At 55.8% G+C, this 20,795-nt stretch carries 12 protein-coding genes; 8 read left to right on the top strand and 4 right to left on the bottom strand.

Going from position 1 to position 20,795, the window contains the following annotated elements:
• Positions 1 to 38: 38 nt before the first annotated feature.
• The 3 genes from mazG to lpdA all read right to left on the bottom strand — a co-directional run bounded on the left by mazG (position 39) and on the right by lpdA (position 4,633).
• Entirely contained in the window at positions 39 to 812 is a 774-nt protein-coding gene (gene mazG / locus GGR27_RS03285; protein ID WP_168035951.1) for a nucleoside triphosphate pyrophosphohydrolase, read from the bottom strand.
• Positions 813 to 909: 97 nt separating this feature from the next.
• A complete protein-coding gene (locus GGR27_RS03280) occupies positions 910 to 3,090 on the bottom strand; it encodes a B12-binding domain-containing radical SAM protein (protein WP_168036393.1) in 2,181 nt (726 codons plus the stop codon).
• Positions 3,091 to 3,235: 145 nt separating this feature from the next.
• The gene (gene lpdA / locus GGR27_RS03275) at positions 3,236 to 4,633 is read right to left on the bottom strand and encodes a dihydrolipoyl dehydrogenase (RefSeq protein ID WP_168035950.1); all 1,398 of its coding nucleotides are present in this window, start codon (positions 4,631 to 4,633) and stop codon (positions 3,236 to 3,238) included.
• A 192-nt stretch (positions 4,634 to 4,825) separates the two neighbouring features.
• Between lpdA and GGR27_RS03270 the strand changes: the two genes are divergently transcribed.
• From GGR27_RS03270 to GGR27_RS03250, 5 genes are all read left to right on the top strand, one after another.
• Entirely contained in the window at positions 4,826 to 5,452 is a 627-nt protein-coding gene (locus tag GGR27_RS03270; RefSeq protein WP_168035949.1) for an inorganic diphosphatase, read from the top strand.
• 218 nt (positions 5,453 to 5,670) lie between these two features.
• Positions 5,671 to 6,942 (top strand): RlpA-like double-psi beta-barrel domain-containing protein, encoded by a 1,272-nt coding sequence (locus GGR27_RS03265; RefSeq protein ID WP_168035948.1) that lies wholly within the window; start codon positions 5,671 to 5,673, stop codon positions 6,940 to 6,942.
• Between the two features lie 289 nt (positions 6,943 to 7,231).
• Entirely contained in the window at positions 7,232 to 10,636 is a 3,405-nt protein-coding gene (locus tag GGR27_RS03260; RefSeq protein ID WP_168035947.1) for a ThuA domain-containing protein, read from the top strand.
• Between the two features lie 139 nt (positions 10,637 to 10,775).
• Positions 10,776 to 11,171: a c-type cytochrome gene (locus tag GGR27_RS03255; protein ID WP_168035946.1), complete on the top strand. Its 396-nt coding sequence runs from the start codon at positions 10,776 to 10,778 to the stop codon at positions 11,169 to 11,171.
• 126 nt (positions 11,172 to 11,297) lie between these two features.
• The gene (locus GGR27_RS03250; RefSeq protein WP_168035945.1) at positions 11,298 to 13,274 is read left to right on the top strand and encodes a gliding motility-associated C-terminal domain-containing protein; all 1,977 of its coding nucleotides are present in this window, start codon (positions 11,298 to 11,300) and stop codon (positions 13,272 to 13,274) included.
• A gap of 121 nt (positions 13,275 to 13,395) precedes the next feature.
• On the opposite strand, the gene GGR27_RS03245 is transcribed toward GGR27_RS03250, so the two are convergent.
• Positions 13,396 to 13,881: a hypothetical protein gene (locus GGR27_RS03245; RefSeq protein ID WP_168035944.1), complete on the bottom strand. Its 486-nt coding sequence runs from the start codon at positions 13,879 to 13,881 to the stop codon at positions 13,396 to 13,398.
• 335 nt (positions 13,882 to 14,216) lie between these two features.
• Here GGR27_RS03245 and GGR27_RS03240 point away from each other — a divergent pair, with 335 nt between their 5' ends.
• From GGR27_RS03240 to nrfD, 3 genes are all read left to right on the top strand, one after another.
• Positions 14,217 to 15,725 (top strand): c-type cytochrome, encoded by a 1,509-nt coding sequence (locus GGR27_RS03240; RefSeq protein ID WP_245184382.1) that lies wholly within the window; start codon positions 14,217 to 14,219, stop codon positions 15,723 to 15,725.
• A gap of 84 nt (positions 15,726 to 15,809) precedes the next feature.
• Entirely contained in the window at positions 15,810 to 19,184 is a 3,375-nt protein-coding gene (locus GGR27_RS03235) for a TAT-variant-translocated molybdopterin oxidoreductase (protein WP_168035942.1), read from the top strand.
• A 111-nt stretch (positions 19,185 to 19,295) separates the two neighbouring features.
• The gene (gene nrfD, locus GGR27_RS03230) at positions 19,296 to 20,777 is read left to right on the top strand and encodes an NrfD/PsrC family molybdoenzyme membrane anchor subunit (RefSeq protein WP_168035941.1); all 1,482 of its coding nucleotides are present in this window, start codon (positions 19,296 to 19,298) and stop codon (positions 20,775 to 20,777) included.
• The last annotated feature ends 18 nt before the right edge of the window (positions 20,778 to 20,795 follow it).

Genomic DNA, 20,795 nt, shown 5'->3' with positions numbered 1-20,795 from the left:
GGCAAACGGGGCGCGAAGGTAAGAATTTTTTGCGGGGGCTATTCTGTCTCCTTGGCGTTTTGCCAGAGCGCCTCCATCTCGGCGAGTGGCATGGCGGAGAGGCCACCCTCACCGGCCGCGCGCTCGACGAATTCGAAACGGTTACGGAATTTAAGGTTTGTTCTTTCCAGCGCCAGCTCTGGGTCGATCCCCTTCCAGCGGGCGTAATTAATCAGGCTGAAGAGGAGGTCACCAAATTCAGCCTCCTGATCGCGCGCGTTGTCGGCTTCGCGGAACTCTTCTATTTCTTCGCGGACTTTATCCCAGACCTGGTCGACGTTGTCCCAGTCAAAGCCAAATTGCGCCGTTTTCTCTTGCATGCGCATTGCCTTTACCATGGCGGGTAGGGCGGTCGGTACGCCGCTGAGGACGGTCTTTTTGCCCTTGCCGGCGGCAAGTTTGATTTTTTCCCAGTTCTGTTTGACGGTCGCTTCGTCTTCGGCAATGACGTCGCCGTAGATGTGTGGGTGGCGCTCCACCAGTTTGTCGCAGACGGAGTTAAGGGCGTCGGCGATGTCCCACGCACCCTGTTCGCTGGCGATCTTGGCGTAGAAAACCATGTGTAGCAGTAGGTCACCGACCTCCTCCTTGATGCCTTCCAAATCTTCTTTCAGTAGCTCATCCGCTAGCTCGTAGGTTTCCTCGATCGTCAGTTTGCGGAGGGAAAGCAGCGTTTGCTTCTTATCCCAGGGGCACCGTTCGCGTAGTTCGTTCATGATGGTTAGGAGTCGCTGGAAGGCGGTTAGTTGGGGCGTTGTGGAGGGGGCTTTCATAAGTTCGGGTGACTGATTGTGTCCTGGGCGCGGTCGCAGGTGCAAAGTAAAGGGGCGGGGGAGCAGAGTTTAGTGGCCTATATCTTTTAGGTCGGAGTTAAACGATCAGCAGACCGTAGGCCCGGACTAAGTCTAACTCCGGTGAAAGCCAGAGATCGGTAAAATCATCCAGCGTACCTGGGTAGTCTTTGATGATAGTTTTTAGCGTGAGGAGAGATTGTTCCCGGTCGGCGCAACGTTGCAGGAGGGCGGCTACCCACTCACCCTGCACCCGCGGCAGCGCAAAAGATTCCGTATCCCGGCGATCGAATAACGTAATGGTAAGTTGCTCCGCTTGCAACCGATCTAGCTCCGGCTCCCCACCCACCCATACCACCCGGCGGTTCGTGTGACTCAGTAGGTCGTCCGTCTGTTCCAGCGCGTAGGCAATGTAATCCGGATCGACGGTCGTGGCGGGCACGGAAAAGTCGAACCAATCCCGCAACGGATAGTCGAAGCACATCCCGTGCATGAAATTGAACAGCGACTTTTTCAACCCAAAGCTGAATTGGTCGTGGTCGATCCCCGTGCGGTCCGTGAACTGCACGTCGTTGTTGGCGAAGGTGATTTTTTGTGGGTGCGGAACGATTCCGTAGGCTTTCGGGTCCATTCCGACCGGACTGTGGGCCGTCAGCGCAAACTGGTGCCAGAAGCCCGACTGGATTACCCCCGCCTGAAACAACTGCCGCACCATTTCCAGACTATCCACCGTTTCCTGCACCGTCTGCGTGGGGTAACCGTACATCAAGTAAGCGTGGACCATGATGCCCGCGTCGGTAAACGCCCCGGTGACGCGCGCGACTTGCTCCACGGTCACGCCCTTCTGAATTAGCTCCAGCAAGCGATCCGACGCCACTTCCAGACCGCCCGATACGGCGATGCAGCCACTCGCCTGTAACAACCGGCAGAGGTCCGGCGTAAAGTTTTTTTCGAACCGAATGTTGGTCCACCAGGTAAGTCGGAGTTTCCGGCGAATGATCTCCAGCGCCAAATCCCGCATCAGCGCCGGCGGCGCGGCCTCGTCCACGAAGTGGAAACCGTTTTCGCCGGTTTGGGTGATGAGTTCCTCCATTCGATCAACGAGCAGCGTCGCGCGGACGGGCTCGTAATTGCCGATGTAGTCGAGGCTCACGTCGCAGAAAGTGCACTTACCCCAGTAACAGCCGTGCGCCATGGTGAGCTTGTTCCAGCGCCCGTCGCTCCACAAACTGTGCATCGGGTTGGCGACTTCGATCACCGAAATGTAGCGGTCGAGTGGTAAACCGCCGTAGTCGGGTGTGCCAACGGCGTTCATTTTGTAGTCGCGGCGCAGGGAGTAGTTGTTGTAGAACACCCGGCCTTTTTCGACCAGGAAAGTTCGCTTGTGGAGCTTATGGTCAGGATTAGCTGGGCTGGGGTCGAGCAGGTTGTTCCAGAGTAGCTCGATGGGTAGTTCCCCGTCGTCGAGCGTGATGTAGTCGAAGTAGTCGAACACGCGTAGGTCGCTTACGCTACGTAGCTCCGTATTTGGAAACCCACCGCCCATCATGACCGCTACGCCGGGGTAGTTTGCTTTGATGAATTGCGCGCAGCGGAAGGCGCTGTAAAGGTTGCCGGGGAAGGGGACGCTGAAGCAAACCGCCCGTGGCGGATGGTCACCGATCTTTTTCGCCAGTAATTCTAGCGTGATGCCGTCAACGTAACTGGTAGGCGCTTGGAGAGCTGCGTGCAGCTCGTCAAAGGCGTTGGCGCTCCGCCCGAGCCGCTCCGCGTACCGCGAGAAGCCGAAGTTCGCGTCCACGGTTTCCACGATGAAGTCCGAAAGATCCTCTAAGTACAGGGTCGCTAGGTGCTTCGCCTTGTCCTGGTGGCCCATCGCCCCGAAGGCGTAGTCCAGCTCCGTCAGTTGGTCGAAGCGGCTGGCCTGGGGGAGGAAGTTTTCACTGGCGATTTGCCGGGCCAGGGTGGGTTGTTTGCCCTGCAGGAAGCTGACGACGCCCGCTACCGTGGCGAAATACTCTTCCCGGAGCGCGTAGATTCTCCGGGCGTTGGGGGTGGCGAGTGTCTTACCCGCCCGCGCTAAGTCAAAGATTTCACGTAATCTCCGCCCCGTGAACAGTTCGAGAATAACTTCGATGCCCAGATCCATTTGCTCCGCCGGGATGCCCTTGGTGTTCAGGAATCCTTTCAGGTACGCGGTCGCCGGGTAGGGCGTGTTCAGTTGAGTGAACGGGGGCGTGATGAGGAGAAGGTGGTCGATGGGCTTGAGTCCGGTTGGACGTTAGGCGGTGAGGTTAAGCCGAGAACGCTTCTTTCGGCACGGAAAGAAGCGTTCTCGGAATGCAACTAAAACACGGAAGGCACGGAAAGGGAAGGAGCAATGCTTCTCCACGTTTTCGGCGAGGTTACAGGTGGATCACCTCCCCGTAGGCCGCCGCCGCCGCTTCCATGATCGCTTCCGACATGGTGGGGTGGGGGTGAACGGTTTTGATCAACTCGTGGCCCGTCGTTTCTAGCTTACGAATGGCGACGACTTCGGCGATCATCTCCGTTACGTTGGCTCCGATCATGTGGGCACCGAGCAGTTCGCCGTACTTCGCGTCGAAAATAAGTTTTACGAAGCCTTCCTTGACGCCGGCGGCGCTCGCTTTACCACTGGCGCTGAAGGGGAACTTACCGACTTTAAGTTCGTAACCTTCTTCTTTCGCCATGGCCTCGGTGTACCCGACGCTGGCTACCTCGGGGACGCAGTAGGTACAGCCGGGAATGTTGTTGTAGTCGATCGCCTCCGGTTCGAGCCCGGCAATTCCCTCAACGCAGGTAATACCTTCGGCGCTGGCGACGTGGGCCAGGGCCGGCCCTTCCACTACGTCGCCGATCGCGTAGACACCGGGGACGTTCGTCCGGTAGCGCTCGTCAACCTTGATTAGGTCGCGGATCATCTCGATACCGAGGTCTTCCAGGCCGATGTTCTGGGTGTTGGGGGCAACGCCGGTGGCCGAAAGGACGACGTCGCATTCGATTACTACGTCCTTACCTGATTTACGATCCTTAGCGGTGACCTTGATGACGTCGCCCGTGGTGTCGACGGACTCTACGCCCGTGTTGGCGAGCACTTTGATTCCCTTTTTCTTATAGAGCTTCGTGAGCTCCTTACTGACGTCTGCGTCTTCCCGCGGTACGAGGCCTTCGGGCGCGTACTCCACCACGGTCACTTCCGTCCCGATGCTCGAGTAGACGTAAGCGAATTCCGTACCGATCGCGCCGGCACCGATGACGACCATCCGTTTCGGTTGGTCGGTCAGCGTCATGGCCTCGCGGTAGCCGATGATCTTCTTGCCGTCGATGGGCAAATTGGGTAGCGGGCGGGCGCGGGCACCGGTGGCGATGATGATGTTCTCGGCGGCGTAGGTAGTGGCCTTGCCGTCGGCGTCGGTAACTTCTACTTTTTTGCCCCGGATGAGTTTGCCCGTTCCGTCGATCACCTCGATCTTGTTCTTGCGCATGAGGAAGTTGACTCCTTTGCTCATACCGTCCGCAACACCGCGGCTACGTTGCACCATCGCCGGGAAGTCGATCTCTGGTTTCGCGACCTTGATGCCGTAGTCGGCGGCGTGCTCGATGTATTCGAATACCTGAGCGCTTTTGATGAGTGCTTTGGTGGGGATGCAGCCCCAGTTCAGGCAGATACCGCCGAGGTTTTCGCGTTCCACGATGGCGACTTTCATGCCGAGTTGGGAAGCGCGGATCGCCGCTACGTAGCCGCCGGGGCCGCTGCCGACAATGATTAGGTCGTAAGCCATAACTGTTTATTTGGGGGTGGGTAAAAAGGGACGGCAAAGGTAAGAAATCCCGCTGGCAGTCGCTTAGTGCTCGCGACCTTGGGGTGCGCCGTGGAGTTTCTAATCGCTCGCAACAACTTTCCGGTGCCCGTCGCCGCCCGGGTGCAACATCGGCTTACCGGGAATGGTTAGGGCGGTAACAGACCCTCCACCATGCGTTTTACTAATTTCCTCTGCACCTGCGCCAGCGCCAGCTTATTGTTATACGGCTGTAACGACGCGTCCACCACCGCTTATGATTTGCCGGACGACCCGTACACCATCGCGAGTACGGAGGGTGATGCACTCAACGTCATCATTGAGATCCCGGCCGGGACGAACCACAAAATCGAATACCGCACCGGGCGGGGTTTCGGTAACGATACGCTCCCGGGGGGGGCAACGCGCGTAATCAACTTTTTGCCGTACCCGGGTAACTACGGCTTCGTCCCCTCCACGTTGATGGACCGGGAAAGGGGCGGCGACGGCGATGCGCTGGACGTACTCGTGATTAGTGAAACCCTTCCAACCGGCGCCCAGATTGCCGCGAAACCCATCGGCACATTGCTTTTACGCGACCGTGGGGAAATTGACACTAAAATCATCGCCGTGCCCGTTGATTCTACCCTGCGGGTTTTTCAGGTCGACAATTACCTGCAGTTCGCACTGGAGCAGGACGCGGCGCGTAACATCATCGAAACCTGGTTCCTCAATTATAAAGGGGCGGGAGCCACCGAACTGCTACGTTGGGAAGACGAAGCCTATGCGTGGCGGGAGGTCCGAAAGTGGAAGGTCGATTGAACCCTCAGTAATGTATGCACGTTTTTATCGCGCGGTCAGACTTTGAATAAATAACATTTTTTGTGTTAAAAAATCGAGTTAGTTTGGTTTAGTGCTTGTTTAACCGCTTTTTTGTGGTGGAATTGTTGTTTAATGCACAGTTTCAGCTAACCTCACTCCGATATTTTAGTCTTTTCCGCTTCGCTTATTTTGCGACGGGACGCTAAAAACCTCCAACTATGAAAAATCTAGCCTTCATCTCCGCGCTATTGTTAGCCTCCCCTTTGTCCGCTCAGTCGTTCGAGTGGGATAAGAAGGGCGCGGACGCGGGTGCAGCAGTTATTTCCACACGCAATGAAGTACGTGGCACGGCGCTGGCGGATTACGATGCTGCCTACAAGACCCGCCAGGTTGGTCTGGCTGCGGCGTACGCACCCGATATGGACGGTCGTACGACCGCCTACGGAGAGCGGTACCAGCCAGGGCAACTGACGGCCAGCCATGCGATCCTCCCGCTCGGCTCACTCGTCAAAGTCGTCGACTTAAATACGCAGAAATCAGTGGTCGTCCGCATCAACGATACGGCCCAGAAATGCGAAGGTTGCCTGATTACCCTCAGCACCGCCGCCGCCGACTCCCTCGGCCTGAACCTGCGGGGAAGAGTGAGCGTAGAACGGACTGGTTTCAGTAACTGGAACCCTAACGTCGTCGCAAAAGCAGCTCCCCGCCCGAACGTGTACGGTACGGGAACGCCAATCGGCACGGCCGCGGATGCGGATGCGCCAACTTTTGGGTCAGCCGATCGTAACGTCGGCTATGATCTGGCGAGTAAGGAGGTACAACCGACCCTTCCCATCGTTAGTGATGTTCCCGCCGGGCCAACGGTGTACAATCGCTCTGCGTTGCCACCGAATGCTACCGTGCGCCCCAGCGTGTTGGCGCGTGAGGTAGTTAACACACCAAAGCGCTCAGCGGCGGAGGATACCTGGCAGCCGGAAGTCAGCGGCCGCATCGCGCCCGACGTTTACGAATCTCCGGCGCTGGCCTCCCCACAGGTCGTTTACTACCAGCCGGTTCAGAATACGGCGAATCAAGTAGCGCCGCCACGGCCTACGGTACCCCGTTTTCAAGAGAACCGTAGTGCATCCGTCCCCGCGTACTATCCCGTACCCGCTACGGCAAAATCAACTAAAGCCGCCAAGTCCATTCTGCTGGCGAACTCCACCGTCGTTACGGGCGTATCCCCGGCCAAAGAGCTTGTTGGTGCAGCCGTAGTGCATTCAGTTCAGTTAGCCGCTTACGCCAACGAGGGCTACGCAAAGCAGCGGGTTACCGAGTTTAAAGGGATGGGCGTAGAGGATGTCTTTTACCGCTCATCCGCGCGACCTGATGGTTCCCTGCTGCACCGTGTTTACTCGGGCAGTTATTCCTCCAAATCGGAAGCACAGACGGCGGCGACTTACCTGCGCGACGTCCTGCAAATCGAGGGAATGATTACTCAAGTCAAATGATGGGTTGATCGCTTATTCCTTCGACACAGCTATTCTGGCAAAACCTTATAACCCTTCGGTCACTTCGTGGCGGGAGGGTTTTTTCGTTGGTGGGCCGCCGAATATTCTTCGAGCGTACCCACCTTAACTGTTTTACGAATAGGAATACCTAACAAAATGGTAATCCAGTTGTATATTCTCTAACGTAGCTTGTCCTTTGACAAATCGTTCGATTTGTCTACTTTTAGCAGATTTAAATTTTGTGTTCGTTTTGAGTTAAGGTTCCTCCAACAACAGTTATAATCAAACAATGGGTCAGACAACAAGGTACCTGTCACCGGCAGTCATCATTTTCATCATCAGTATGCTGACTTTTCTACTTTTCGGCTGTGACGGCGGGAAGGGGAACAGAAGCGTCCTGGTCTTTTCAAAGACCGCGGGGTTCCGGCACGCATCTATTGAAAACGGCAAGGACATGTTCCTTAAACTCGGCAAGGACAACGGCTTCCGGGTCGACACGACCGAAGATGCTACTGTCTTCACCGAGGAAAATCTGAAAAACTATAACTTATTGGTCTTCCTGAGTACCACGGGCGATATTCTCAACGATGGGCAGCAGAAAGAGCTGGAACGGTTCATGAAAGCCGGTGGCAACTGGCTGGGGATTCACGCCGCCGCCGACACGGAGTACGACTGGCCCTGGTACAATGAACTGTGCGGCGCCTATTTTCTGAGCCACCCTAAGCATCAGAACGCAACCATCAAGGTACTGGCTCCCGACCACCAGTCGGTTAACCACCTGGGGGAAACATGGACACGATTCGATGAGTGGTATAATTACAAGAATATTGAGGAAGGCATTACACCCGTGCTGGCCGTGGATGAGTCAACCTACGAAGGAGGGGAGAACGGCGACTTTCACCCGACCGCCTGGTATCGCGATTTTGAGCGGGGCCGTTCCTTTTACACCGGCGTCGGGCACACTGAAGAAAGCTATACCGACCCAAAATTTATCCAGCACATTACGGGGGCAATGGAATACCTGTGGGGAAATAATGCACCCGTGAACTACGCTGACGTCGCGAAGGCACCGGAGGAGAACCGCTTCCAGACGGAAGCACTGGTGACGGGGATGACGGAACCCATGGAATTAGAGGTGCTGCCAGATGGCCGCCCCCTCTGGATCGAACGCGGTGGGGAGATAAAGCTCTACGATTATGATTACGAAATGGTGCTGGACGTGGCGACGATTGACGTCTGGACGAAGTTTGAGGATGGCCTCCTGGGCCTGGCTTTGGACCCGAATTTTTCGGAGAATAATTGGACCTACCTCTACTACAGCCCCCCGGGCGATGAATCCATCAATAGACTATCGCGCTTTAAATTCAAAAAAGATGAGATCGATTTGGCTACCGAGCAGGTAATTCTGGAGGTGCCTACCGACCGAAATCGGTGCTGTCATTCCGGTGGAAGCGTTGAATTCGGGGGCACGGGGTTACTCCACTTATCCATCGGTGATAATACCAATCCCTTCAAATCCGACGGGTTTTCCCCGATTGACGATAGTCGGGACATCCCAAACTTTGACGCCAGACGGTCCTCGGGTAACACGCAGGATCTCCGCGGTGGTATTGTGCGCATTAGGGTAGAAGAAGATGGCTCTTACACCATCCCCGAGGGAAATCTTTTCACGGACCCCGCCGCGGGCCGACCCGAAATCTACGGAATGGGAATGCGCAATCCCTTTCGCATCCACGTCGACCAGCACAACGGCAACGTCTACTGGGGCGACGTCGGGCCGGATGCGCACCGGGACAGCCTGGGCGTAGGCCCACGCGGGCACGACGAAGTGAACGTAGCGCGGGAAGCCGGCTTTTTTGGCTGGCCCATGTTCATCGGTGACAATAAACCCTACCACGAAAGAGATTTTGCGACTGGCACGACCGGAAAACCTTTTGACCCGGCTAATCCCCTCAACAAGAGTAAGTACAATACCGGTGCCGAAGCGCTCCCACCCGCTCAACCCGCGATGATCTATTACCCTTACGCCGTCGGCGAGGAGTTTCCTTCCCTGGGCAGTGGCGGGCGAAACGCGATGGCCGGGCCGGTATTCTACCGGGCGGATTACGCGGACAGCGAACACAGGTTTCCGGAATATTACGACGGTAAGTTTTTCTTTTACGACTGGATTCGCGACTACGTCATGGTCGCAAACCTCGACGAGACCGGGTACGTCACGGACTTCGAGCCCTTCATGCCCAACACCGAGTTGCTGCACCCCATTGATATGCTCTTTGGCCCCGAAGGTGATCTGTACGTGATCGAGTACGGCAAAAAATGGTTCAAACGTAGCGCTGACGCGCGCCTGCTCCGGGTTCGGTATAATGCCGGCAATCGCGCGCCGGTCCCCCAACTGGAGATAGCCAGCGTCATTGGCGCCGCTCCGTTCCGTATCGTAGCGGACGGCAGCAAGAGCGCGGACAACGACGGTGACGAAATAACCATTAAGTGGTTGCTTGGTGATCGGGTCATCGGCGATGGTCCGTTACTCGATTATACCGCCACGACTCAGGGGCGGCAAGTGCTTAGGCTCGTCGTTACCGACAGTCAGGGAAAAGAAACCAGTATGGAAACGGAACTACTCATTGGCAACAGCCTGCCCGAAGTCAACGTAGCGGTGGCGGGCAACCAAACATTCTTTTATGGTAACGGACGCCTGGAATACAGCGTCACCGCCAGCGACGCCGAAGATCAGCACATCGACCCGCGCAACATCACGGTTACCTTCGATTATCTGGAAGGAGAAGATATTGTACAGGTCGAAGCCGGTCACCAAATTGCGGGGCAGAGCACCGCCTTTGCGGCGGGCAAATCCTTGATGTCGGAAAGTGATTGCGCTGGCTGCCACTTGCTCAACGAAGCTAGTAGTGGCCCGGCCTTTCTCACCGTCGCCGAGCGGTACCGGCCCGACCCGAAAGCACCCGCTTATCTGGCGGGCAAAATCATTTCCGGCGGTGGTGGTGTGTGGGGGGAACGCGCCATGGCGGCCCATCCGGACATCCCCGTGAAGGACGCCGAGAAAATGGCGAATTACATTTTGAGCCTGGCCGGCCCACCGCCGGGTCAGTACAGCTTGCCGGCTAAAGGGACCGTCGCACTAAATAAGCACCGTCCGAATATTCCCGGTCGGTACATCCTGCAGGCGAGTTACACGGACGAGGGTGGGGGAGACGGTTTGCCCCGGTTGACAACTAAAGAGGTGGTCGTCCTCCGCAATCCGCTGGTCCGGGCGGACCTCTTTTCCAGTAGCGAGCGGGCGACGGCGCTGCACGTCGACGCTAAGAATAATCCGCTGGGGGAGCGTGACGCAGACGTGCTGGTAGCGACGAGCGGTGGTTGGTCTGGCTACGGCGATATCGACCTAACCGGGGTGCGACAAATCAGAACGCAACTTGCCCTGTCACCCGGCATGACTTCCGGCGGGACGATTAGCGTGCTATCCGGTCACCCGACGACCGGTAAAATAATCGGTACGGCTGACATTAAGCAAAGCGAAACGAATCTTGGCGTCAACGAATTAATAATTGACCTCGCGGACGTCGACCAGAGCGTGCAGCCCGTCTATTTTCAGTACCGGGCGGATTCACCCGAACCCGACGCCGTGGTGGCGGCGATACTGAGCTACGAATTTTTGGCGGGCACGGCGAGTAAGTAGTTTTCTCGCGACACTACGAAATGCTGTTGTGGCACCGCGATCGTATCCACCCGGGGTACCCAGTAACATTACCGCAATATTCCTCGTAAACCGCAACCGGGTGGTGGCCCCGTGCTTTAGCTTGGGGTAATACCCGCCCATGCGCCAAGCCATCATCGTACTGTCACTCCTACTGGTCATTTTTTCGGTGCAAAATTGTGGCCGGACCACCCACAAACAAGGGCACGCGCTCTACGACGTACACTGCGCCAACTGCCACATGGAGCAGGGGGAAGGACTGCGTCAATTGATCCCCCCGCTGGCGGGGTCGGACTACCTGCGGCAAAATCCTTCAGCGGTCGTGCACGGAATCGTTCACGGGATGCAGGGGCCAATGGTCGTCAACGGCGTTATGTATAACCAACCCATGCCGGGCAATAAGGAACTCACCGAGTTTCAGATCGTCAACATCGTCAACTACATCAACCAGGCTTGGGGAAATGATTACGGCTTGATCACGGTAACCGACACGCGTAATTGGATGAAGGCTCGGTAGTGTTGCCGTCATTGCCCCGTATTGTTCCCGCACTTTAACGTCCGGGTGGGGGATATTTTCGTACTTTGCCAGCCCAATTAACCCGGTCTTTCATCTGGCCGGACTACCAAACCCGGGTGCTCAGTTATGAAGCTATTCTCGTCCTCCCTCCTCTTTCAGTGCGTACTCTTGCTCTGCTCCCTACCCCTGTTCTCTGCTCCCGCGTCCGCGCCGGAAAACCCGAATTTTCAGGGCGGCATGGATTCGGTTTCGGTGACCATCACGAATCCGGACACCGTCACGATTTGCCGGGGGGACTCGCTGCAACTGACGCAAACTAACAACGTGAACGATGCGGGCCTGACGTGGCGGCCCGTCGAAGGGTTCATCAGCCAGCCCGATGATCCTAACCCCTTCGTGCGGCCCGTCGTGAGTCGGTTTTACGTCGTCACGGTGAGTAATGCCACGGGCACGGCCTCCGATAGTATTTACGTCAACGTCAATCAACTCATCGTCCCGCGTTTGGTAAGTGACACCGCTATTTGTCAGAATTCGGCGCTGACGCTGGTGCAGAGTGAGGTAACGAACAGCCGGGGGACGACCTACGAGTTTACTCCGGGCAGATTTCTGGTCGACAGCACGGACGTCAATAGTACGTTCCTGCCGCGAACCGCGCAGGGTGTCACCTTCACTTTGATCGCTACGAGTGCGGACAGTATCTGTGCCGACACGCAAACGGTACGCATCGATGTAATCAACAGTCAATTAAACATCTCAGCCGAAGATGAGTCGGCTCAGGACACCGTCTTTCGGTGTAATGACGACTCTTCCATCCGCCTGACGGCCTCCCCCTCCGCGGGCTTAATGGGGGCGGTCACGTGGTTCCCGACGACTGGCATTGTTGGTGCCACCACCGGTCCTTCTATCCGGGTCAACCCCCGGGGCGACATTACCTACTACGCTTCCGCCGAAGTAAATGGATGTACGCAGGTCGACTCGCTTGCCATCAGAGTAGACTCTTTGCCCCCCTTTTTGGCGCTGGCGGATAATACTGGGCTTACCGCGGAGCCGGTCAAAGATCCTTACTGTATCGGGGACACTTTTTACTTGCTGGGTACCATTTTCGACGTCGAGGATTATAAACTTGTACAGCACGAATGGATCGTCAACCCCGGGATTCAGAGCGCCAATGATTCGTATAATGGCGTTTTTACCGCAACCGACACGACGGAATACGCGCGCGTGACGACCAACGGTGGGTGTGTCGATACCGCACTCATCCAAATTAACGTCATCAAGCCACCCATCCTTATCTTCGACCCGCCAAATCCTTTCGTCTGTGCGGGAGTGCCGCTACCGGTCACGGTTAGTTTCGACCCCAGCGCACCGAGCGGTACGCTGGAATGGGATGACCCCCTCAATACGCTTAGTTGCACGGATTGCCTAAACCCCGTCGTGACGACTAACGAACCGGTGACCTACCAGATAACCGTAACCGCGGAGGACTCCGATTGTCCCTCCTCGGCAACGTACACGGTCAACATCGCGCCGGATTTGTTCCTCGAGGTTATCGCCACTCTGCCCGACGGAACGCCCGTTCCCGCCGAAGGCGTACGGGAGGGAGAAACGGTGATTTTCTCAATCGCCAATTTACCCGCGGGGTACGACGGCGACCTGGCCTGGAGCGGTAATGGGAGCCCGGGGACCGGGGACGGACCGACCATCACGGTAGTCGCACCGGGGGGAAGCCCGTCGCTCGTTTACTCCGTATTTGCAACGAGCGAAACGGACTGCGACGGCGAGGGCCAGTTCAGCCTACCGATCATCCAGGCTCCTGACGTGGACGGGTTTTTCAGCATTCCGGAAATCATCAGCGCGAACAAAGACGGCACTAACGATAACTTTCGTGTCTTTTTCGAGACGGGGACGTCCGTAGAAGATTATAGCTTATCCGTCTACAACCGTTTTGGACAGGAAGTCTTCGAGAGTACTGACCCGACTGCCGGGTGGGATGGTGACAGGAACGGGAAGCCACAAAATCTTGGTACCTATCTATACGTAGCGCGCTTCAGCGTTGACGGCGTGGAGGTTGAGCGGGACGGCCAGTTCGTACTAGTCCGCTAACGCGATCTCTAGTCTGTAAATCCCCGAACGAGAAAAGCCCGGAACACAATCAATGATTGCGTTCCGGGCTTTTACGTTTACCACCCGGGATCAAAGGTGGCAGGTAGCTAGATAGTGGGATTTAGACCATCCGCGAGTGCCAGCTATCTTCCAGGGGCCGTTCGAAAATCTGACGCAGCTCGCCAACTTCTTTGATGAGTGTGTCGAAGACGATGGTATCGTTGGGCAGCTTCCCGCCGTGGTAAAGTTCTTTGAATTGATCTTTTGAGACGGTATTGATGCGTCCCTTTTGATCGCGGTAGCTGAAGCGCATCCGGTTAAAAAAGTCGATTCCAATTTCCGCACCGATTTCTTTGATTTTATTGACGCTGCCGTCGATGGAGCAGCCGCTCGCTTCGGCCTGTGTTTCGTCCACCCCAACGACGAGGAAGCGGTCGTGGAGGACGTCGGCGGCAGCTTTGAGTTCTTTGCGGTGGCTGACCCACTCCTTGACGTATGCCTGGATTTCGGCGCGTACCTTTTTGGTTTCGGTCGCGGTGAGTTCGCGTTCGGCGGCGTATATCCAGATACGGCTTTCGGGGGCAATGCTGTTGAGGGCGTCGGACATAATCGCTGTGTTTGTTTGGTTGTGACCGGCAAAGGTAACCGCCCGGACTTATTATCGTGTTTTTGGCAACAGGTTTAAGGTTCTCCGGTTGCAAGTACATCCTTTCCGCTCTCTTTCCAAATAAGTTTGCACCTGCGGCCTCGCCCAAAACTGGGACAAATTGCGGTCTTTTTGTGGTCTTTACGTAGACCGCATCTAAATAAGGCCCACTTAGGTGCGTATGTTTGTTAAAGAAATGTCACGAAAGTATCTTTGCACCACTTCAGGGAGGGTGGTTTTCACCTTTTCCTCCGCAACTCCTTAAATGTCAATTGTTAATGGCATACCAGCATAATTTGACCAAGATTCTACTTCTGCTCTGTTGCCTCTTTTTAGGCAACCTCACCGCGTTCGCTCAGGATGAGAAAGCAGAAGAAACCACCGCCGAGTCGATCGTTGCCGATGACCCGGCCACGTCCGCAGCCGCCCCGGAACCCGGTGGTGTCGCCGCAGGGGCAGGTGATTACACCAAGGGTAAGGCCCTCTGGCAATCCAACGTTTGTGGCTCTTGCCACAACAAGAACATGAAGGACCCCGCTACCGGTCCCGCTCTGGGTGGTGTACAAGAAAGGTGGGCCGGCGAGCCACGTGAGCACCTCTACCGTTGGGTGCAGCAGTCTCAAGCACTCATCTCTTCCGGTGAAAGCGCACGTGCCATTGCGGTTTGGAACGACTGGAAGCCTACGGTGATGTCCAACTACACTAACTTAGCCGACGAGGACGTGGAGCATCTACTCGCCTACATCAAAGGTGAGTACACCGGAGAAGGGAAGCCAGTCGCCGTTGGCGGAGAAATCGTCGAGGTAGTTACGGAAGAAGCCGACAACACCTGGATCTTTGTCATCCTCGGTGTCTCTCTACTGTTGTTATCACTCATCCTCGCACGGGTTACCAGTAACATGCGCTACCGCGTCGCCGCGGACGAAGGAACGGCCACCGAGCGCAGAACGCTGATTGACATCCTAACGAGCAAAGGCGTCATCACCTTTGTGGTCTTCGCCCTGGTAGTCCTCGGTGGCTACACCACGGTGAACAGCGCCATCGACCTCGGTCGCCAGCAGGAGTACCAACCCGAGCAGCCCATCAAGTTCAGTCACGTCACGCACGCTGGTCTCAACCAGATCGAATGTCAGTACTGCCACGATGGTGCCCGCCGCTCCAAGCACTCCGTCATCCCCGCCGTCAATACCTGTATGAACTGTCACCGCGCCATCAAGGTCGGAAGTCAGTACGGCACGGCAGAGATCACCAAGATCTACGCCGCCATCGGTTACGACCCGAAGGCAGACGCTTACATCGCGGATTATGAGAACCTCACCAACGACGAAGTAAAGGACATCTACGAAAGCTGGATCCTCGAGAACCAACAGAAGGAGTACGAAAACCCCGCTGACATTGACTTCGACGAAGTGGAAGACGAAACCGAGCGCCAGCTCGACGCCATCGAAGCTTCCCTGACGAACAGCTACACGGGCGACGACAAGATTGCCGGACCGGTAGAATGGGTACGCATCCACAACCTCCCCGACCATGCCTACTTCAACCACGCCCAGCACGTAACGGTGGGTAAACTGAAGTGTCAGAACTGTCACGGACCGGTCGAAGAGATGGAACTCGTGTACCAGTACTCACCCCTTAGCATGGGTTGGTGTATTAACTGTCACCGGCAAACGGAGGTACAGTTCGAAGAAAACGACTACTACAAAGCGTACGAACGCTACCACAACGAGATCGAGGACGGAGTACGTAGCGCCGTCACGGTAGAAGACGTCGGCGGTCTTAACTGTCAACGCTGCCACTACTAACTAACGTTGGTAGTACCTTCTTCCAAACGTACGGGACTTTAGTCACCTACGCACTTACAACAAGATAGAAATCCTCCCCAGGGAATGAGTAAGAACACAAATAAAGTCTGGTTAGGTACCGATCAGCTCGCTTCCAGTGCTGAGTACCTCAAAGCCACCGATAACGAAGTCGGTGCCCCCGTTTCCGATAATTTGGAAAATCCACGGCTGGAATCCAGCCGGCGTGATTTCTTGAAATACCTCGGTTTCGGCATGACCGCCGCTACGATTGCTTCCTGTGATATCCCCGTACGAAAGGCTATCCCGTACGTTACTAAGCCAGATACCATCGTCCCCGGGGTTGCAACGTATTTCGCATCGACTTTTGCTCAAAGTGGAGACTACGTCCCCATTCTGGTTAAGACCCGCGAAGGGCGGCCCATCAAGATTGAAGGAAATGGCATGAGTAAGCTAACGCAGGGTGGCACGACCGCCCGCGTTCAGGCATCCATTCTTGGTCTCTACGACACCAGCCGTTTCGACGGTCCGTACCGCATCGTGGATGGGATCACCAAGATGAAGCGTAACGCTACCGACAATGACGGTTGGGACGTAATCGACGCGGAGATCGTCGGTAAGCTCAGCGCAAACGCGCAGGTTCGTATCCTCAGCCACACGCTGATGAGCCCATCTACGCTCGCCGCAATTACAGAATTCAAAGCTACTTATCCGAACACGGAGCTTGTTCAGTACGACCCCGTTTCTTCGGCCGCCATGCTCGACGCAAACCAGGCCACGTTTGGCAAGCGCGCCATCCCCAAGTATCACTTTGATCGCGCGGAAACAATCGTCAGTTTCGGTGCGGATTTCCTCGGAACGTGGATCAGCCCCGTACAGTACGCCCGAGACTACGTTCAGGGTCGTAAAACGAATGCGGCCAAGATGTCCCGCCACGTTCAGGTAGAGAGCGGCATGAGTCTTACCGGCTCGAATGCTGACAACCGAATTATGGTAAAGCCGAGCGAGCAGGGCCAAGCCATCCTCGCGCTGTACAATGCAGTTGTTGGTGACGGTGGTAACGCTTCTCTATCCGGAACCGCCGGTGATAAGTTGGCTGCCGTCGGCGCGGAGCTTAACCGCAACCGTGGCCGCAGCCTGGTAATCAGTTCCAGCAATAACCTGGCGGAGCAGTTGCTGGTTAACGCCATCAACGAAAAGCTCGGTAGCTACGGCACAACGATAACTACGGATAAGTGGAGCATGCAGCGGAAGGGTGACGACAAAGCGATCGCCCGTTTTGCGCAGGAACTCGAAGCAGACCGTATCGATGCGGTTTTCGTTCTGGAAGGTGCTAACCCAGCTTACGACAATCCCTGGGGAAAGACCATTGCGGAAAATCTCAGTAAAGCCGACGTTGCGGTAAGTCTCAGTGGCGTACCGAACGACACCAGCGTCCTGTGTAGCTACGTTGCACCCGACCATCACTTCCTCGAGAGTTGGGGTGACATAGAGGCCGTGGAGGGGGAATTATCTCTCATCCAGCCTACCATTACGCCGATCTTCGAAAGTGTAGGCCGCGCCGGTACGCGCCAGGCGGGGGAATCCTTCCTGACCTGGGCTAAGTCCGCAAAGTACCAAATCGACGCCGAACAGCCTTACCTGGAATTTGTAAAAGCCACCTGGGAGGCTACTGCTTTCGCGCGTCAGGGTAACTTTACCACCTTCCAAGCTTTTTGGGACTCAGCCCTACACGACGGGGTCATCTCCCTGAGTGCGTCCGCAGCGCCTTCTGATGCTGCACTTACCATGCGGAGCGATACCTCGTCCGTATTACTACCGGCTGCCGTCCAGTTTAACGGTGGCGCGGTCGCGGGTGCAGGGGCCCGAGTCAACCAGGCTGCTACCGGTCAGGAGGTTAGTTTCGGTGAAACGGTGAACGTCGGTAACGGTATTTACGCCAATAACCCGTGGTTACAGGAGTGTCCGGACCCCATTACGCGGACGGTCTGGGGCAACTACTTGGCCATCCCCGTGAAGTGGGAAGGTGGGTACGAGTACACCGCATACAACGATCTCAACGAAGAAGAGTACAAGGGCAAGGCCGACATCGTAAGTCTCCGCCCCGGTGGTGAGTTTGCGCCCGCGGACGTTACCGTAGTACGGCAGTTTGGCCAATTGGAAAATACGTTTGTCCTCGCGGTAGGCTATGGCCGCAAGGTCACCGGCATGTCGGGCCGCGCCATTGGCCATGACATTGGCGTCAACGTGTACCCCTGGCTGCCCGTCGTTGATGGCTACGTTCAGTACTACATCACCGGTGCGGAAGTATCCGGCGTCGTCGATAACGAAGAAGAGTTTGCCAGCGTACAGTACCACCACACGATGGGTCTGACGACCAAGTCAGAATCCGGCGCAATGCTCTACCACGATCGTCGTAACGGTGAGAACATCGAACTGGACCGTGCCCTCACGGAAGAAGAAAAAGAATACCTCGAACCGTACCACGTTGATGAGGCTACGGTCATGAATGGTGTTGGTGGTAGCGTCGGTGATTTGCAGGGTGGACTCACCAAACGCTCGATTATTTTCCAGGGCACTTTCGCTGAATTACCTGAACTCCAGGAAGAGATCCTGGAGCGTCGCACCGAAGCCCAGCACCTTAACGAGCAAACGCTTTACCCCTACGAAGAATACGCGGAGAACATCTACAGCCAGGGTCACTGGTGGGCGATGCACGTCGACCTGACCGCCTGCATTGGTTGCGCTGCCTGTGAAGTAGCCTGTGTTGCTGAAAACAACGTACCCGTCGTAGGTAAGTATGAAGTATGGCGCCACCACGAAATGAAGTGGTTGCGGATCGACCGTTACTTCTACGGCGACGTAGAAAACCCTCGTGCCGTTTACCAGCCGATGATGTGCCAGCACTGTGACAACGCTCCCTGCGAGAACGTTTGCCCGGTAAACGCCAGCCAGCACAGCGACGAGGGTCTGAACCAAATGATCTACAACCGCTGTATCGGTACCCGGTACTGTGCGAACAACTGCCCCTACAAGGTCCGCCGCTTTAACTGGTTGGACTTCACTACCGGTGACTTGTTCAGCTCCAACGAGCCTAGCCTTCAGGACGAAGAACTTGCCTTCGGTGCGGACAACCTTACCAGAATGGTGCTCAATCCCGACGTGACGGTACGTAGTCGTGGCGTGATTGAGAAGTGTAGCTTCTGCGCTCAACGTCTTCAGGCGGGTAAATTGACGGCGAAAGTCGAGAAGCGCCAGTTGCGTGACTCCGATGTCCGTACGGCTTGCCAAACCGCTTGCCCGACCGGTGCAATCACGTTCGGTGACCGTAATAACAAACAGGGTGAAGTAGCTAAGAAGCTGAACAACCCCTTGAACTACCTCGCCCTCGAGGAAGTGAACACACAGAGCGCCGTATTCTACGCCGCCCGCGTTCACAACCCGATGGAGGAACTGGCTTAAGTTGCTGCGCCAAACTAGCTCAGACTAGTTTGGCGTCCTAACCAATAATTTACGACGCGGCATATGCTGCGTCAGGATAATGAGGATGACACCTCAACAATATTTTATAACATGAGTGGACATGTAGCACCCGTTCGTAAGCCGCTAATCACGGGGAACAAAACCTACCACCAGATCACGGAGGACATTTGTCGCCCGACGGAAACGGCGCCCTCCCTGAGCTGGGTCATTACCTTCATCCTTTCCGTGATGTGCCTCGGTATGTTTGCCTTTGCCGTCGCCTGGACGGTCTGGGTCGGAATCGGTTCCTGGAACCTGAACCGTACGATCAACTGGGGCTGGGACATTACTAACTTCGTTTGGTGGGTAGGTATCGGCCACGCCGGTACGCTTATCTCGGCTATTCTGTTGCTGTTCCGCCAGAAGTGGCGGACGGGGGTCAACCGGGCGGCGGAAGCCATGACGATTTTTGCCGTCATGTGTGCCGGTCAGTTCCCGCTCATCCACATGGGCCGTATCTGGTTAGCTATTTTCATCTTCCCTTACCCCAATACGCGGGGTCCGTTGTGGGTGAACTTCAATAGCCCGCTCCTGTGGGACGTATTCGCCATCTCCACTTACTTCACGGTATCGTTATTATTCTGGTACGCAGGACTAGTTCCTGACTTCGCTACGGTCCGCGACCGGGCGAAGGGATTGCGGAAGCAGATCTACAGCGTATTATCGTTCGGTTGGAACGGCTCGGCTAAGCACTGGCAGCGTTGGGAATCACTTTCCCTCATTCTCGCCGGACTCGCTACGCCGCTCGTACTTTCCGTACACACGATTGTATCCTTTGACTTCGCAACCTCGGTCATCCCCGGATGGCACACGACGATTTTCCCCCCTTACTTCGTGGCGGGGGCTATTTTCTCCGGCTTCGCGATGGTACTCACGCTGATGCTGATTGCCCGTAAGGTGTTGCACCTGGAGGACTACATCACCATCGAGCACATCGAATCGATGAACAAGGTCATTCTGTTGACCGGTTCGATCGTTGGTGTTGCCTACCTGACCGAGCTGTTCATCGCCTGGTACTCAGGCTACATCTACGAGCAGTTCGCGTTTCTGAACCGGGTCCTCGGGCCTTATTACTGGTCTTACATCGGAATGATGTTGTGTAACGTACTTTCCCCACAGATTTTCTGGAGCAAGCGCTTGCGCACCAGCCTCTTCTGGACCTTCTTCATGTCGATTTTCATCAACATCGGTATGTGGTTCGAGCGTTTTGTGATCATCGCTACGACTTTATCACGGGACTATCTGCCTTCCAGCTGGTCTTACTACGTTCCAAGCTGGGTCGAGATTTGTATTTTCATCGGATCGATCGGTCTTTTCTTTACTTTGTTCCTAATCTTTACACGGGTTGCCCCGGTAGTAGCCATTGCGGAGATCAAGTCCATTCTGAAGACGTCCGGCGACCAGTACATCGGCCCCACCGCGCACCACCACGATGATGCTCATCACGGTACGAAAATTCCGAGTGAAGTGAATGACATTTCATCCGGAGGCACGGTAGACATCGATGGTAGTACCGACACAGAAATCAAATAATCACCCCGCAAATAGATA

The organism is Neolewinella antarctica, from assembly GCF_011927835.1.
Lineage (GTDB): Bacteria > Bacteroidota > Bacteroidia > Chitinophagales > Saprospiraceae > Neolewinella > Neolewinella antarctica.
Note: the sequence above shows the minus strand (reverse complement) of the source record. Positions and strands in the feature narration are given on the sequence as shown.

Coding starts and splice junctions, on each gene's coding strand:
- GGR27_RS03270 (WP_168035949.1), top strand. CDS start 4,826: ATGCGTTTTACTAATTTCCTCTGCACCTGCGCCAGCGCCAGCTTATTG.
- mazG (WP_168035951.1), bottom strand. CDS start 812: ATGAAAGCCCCCTCCACAACGCCCCAACTAACCGCCTTCCAGCGACTC.
- nrfD (WP_168035941.1), top strand. CDS start 19,296: ATGAGTGGACATGTAGCACCCGTTCGTAAGCCGCTAATCACGGGGAAC.
- lpdA (WP_168035950.1), bottom strand. CDS start 4,633: ATGGCTTACGACCTAATCATTGTCGGCAGCGGCCCCGGCGGCTACGTA.
- GGR27_RS03245 (WP_168035944.1), bottom strand. CDS start 13,881: ATGTCCGACGCCCTCAACAGCATTGCCCCCGAAAGCCGTATCTGGATA.
- GGR27_RS03235 (WP_168035942.1), top strand. CDS start 15,810: ATGAGTAAGAACACAAATAAAGTCTGGTTAGGTACCGATCAGCTCGCT.
- GGR27_RS03260 (WP_168035947.1), top strand. CDS start 7,232: ATGGGTCAGACAACAAGGTACCTGTCACCGGCAGTCATCATTTTCATC.
- GGR27_RS03265 (WP_168035948.1), top strand. CDS start 5,671: ATGAAAAATCTAGCCTTCATCTCCGCGCTATTGTTAGCCTCCCCTTTG.
- GGR27_RS03250 (WP_168035945.1), top strand. CDS start 11,298: ATGAAGCTATTCTCGTCCTCCCTCCTCTTTCAGTGCGTACTCTTGCTC.
- GGR27_RS03255 (WP_168035946.1), top strand. CDS start 10,776: ATGCGCCAAGCCATCATCGTACTGTCACTCCTACTGGTCATTTTTTCG.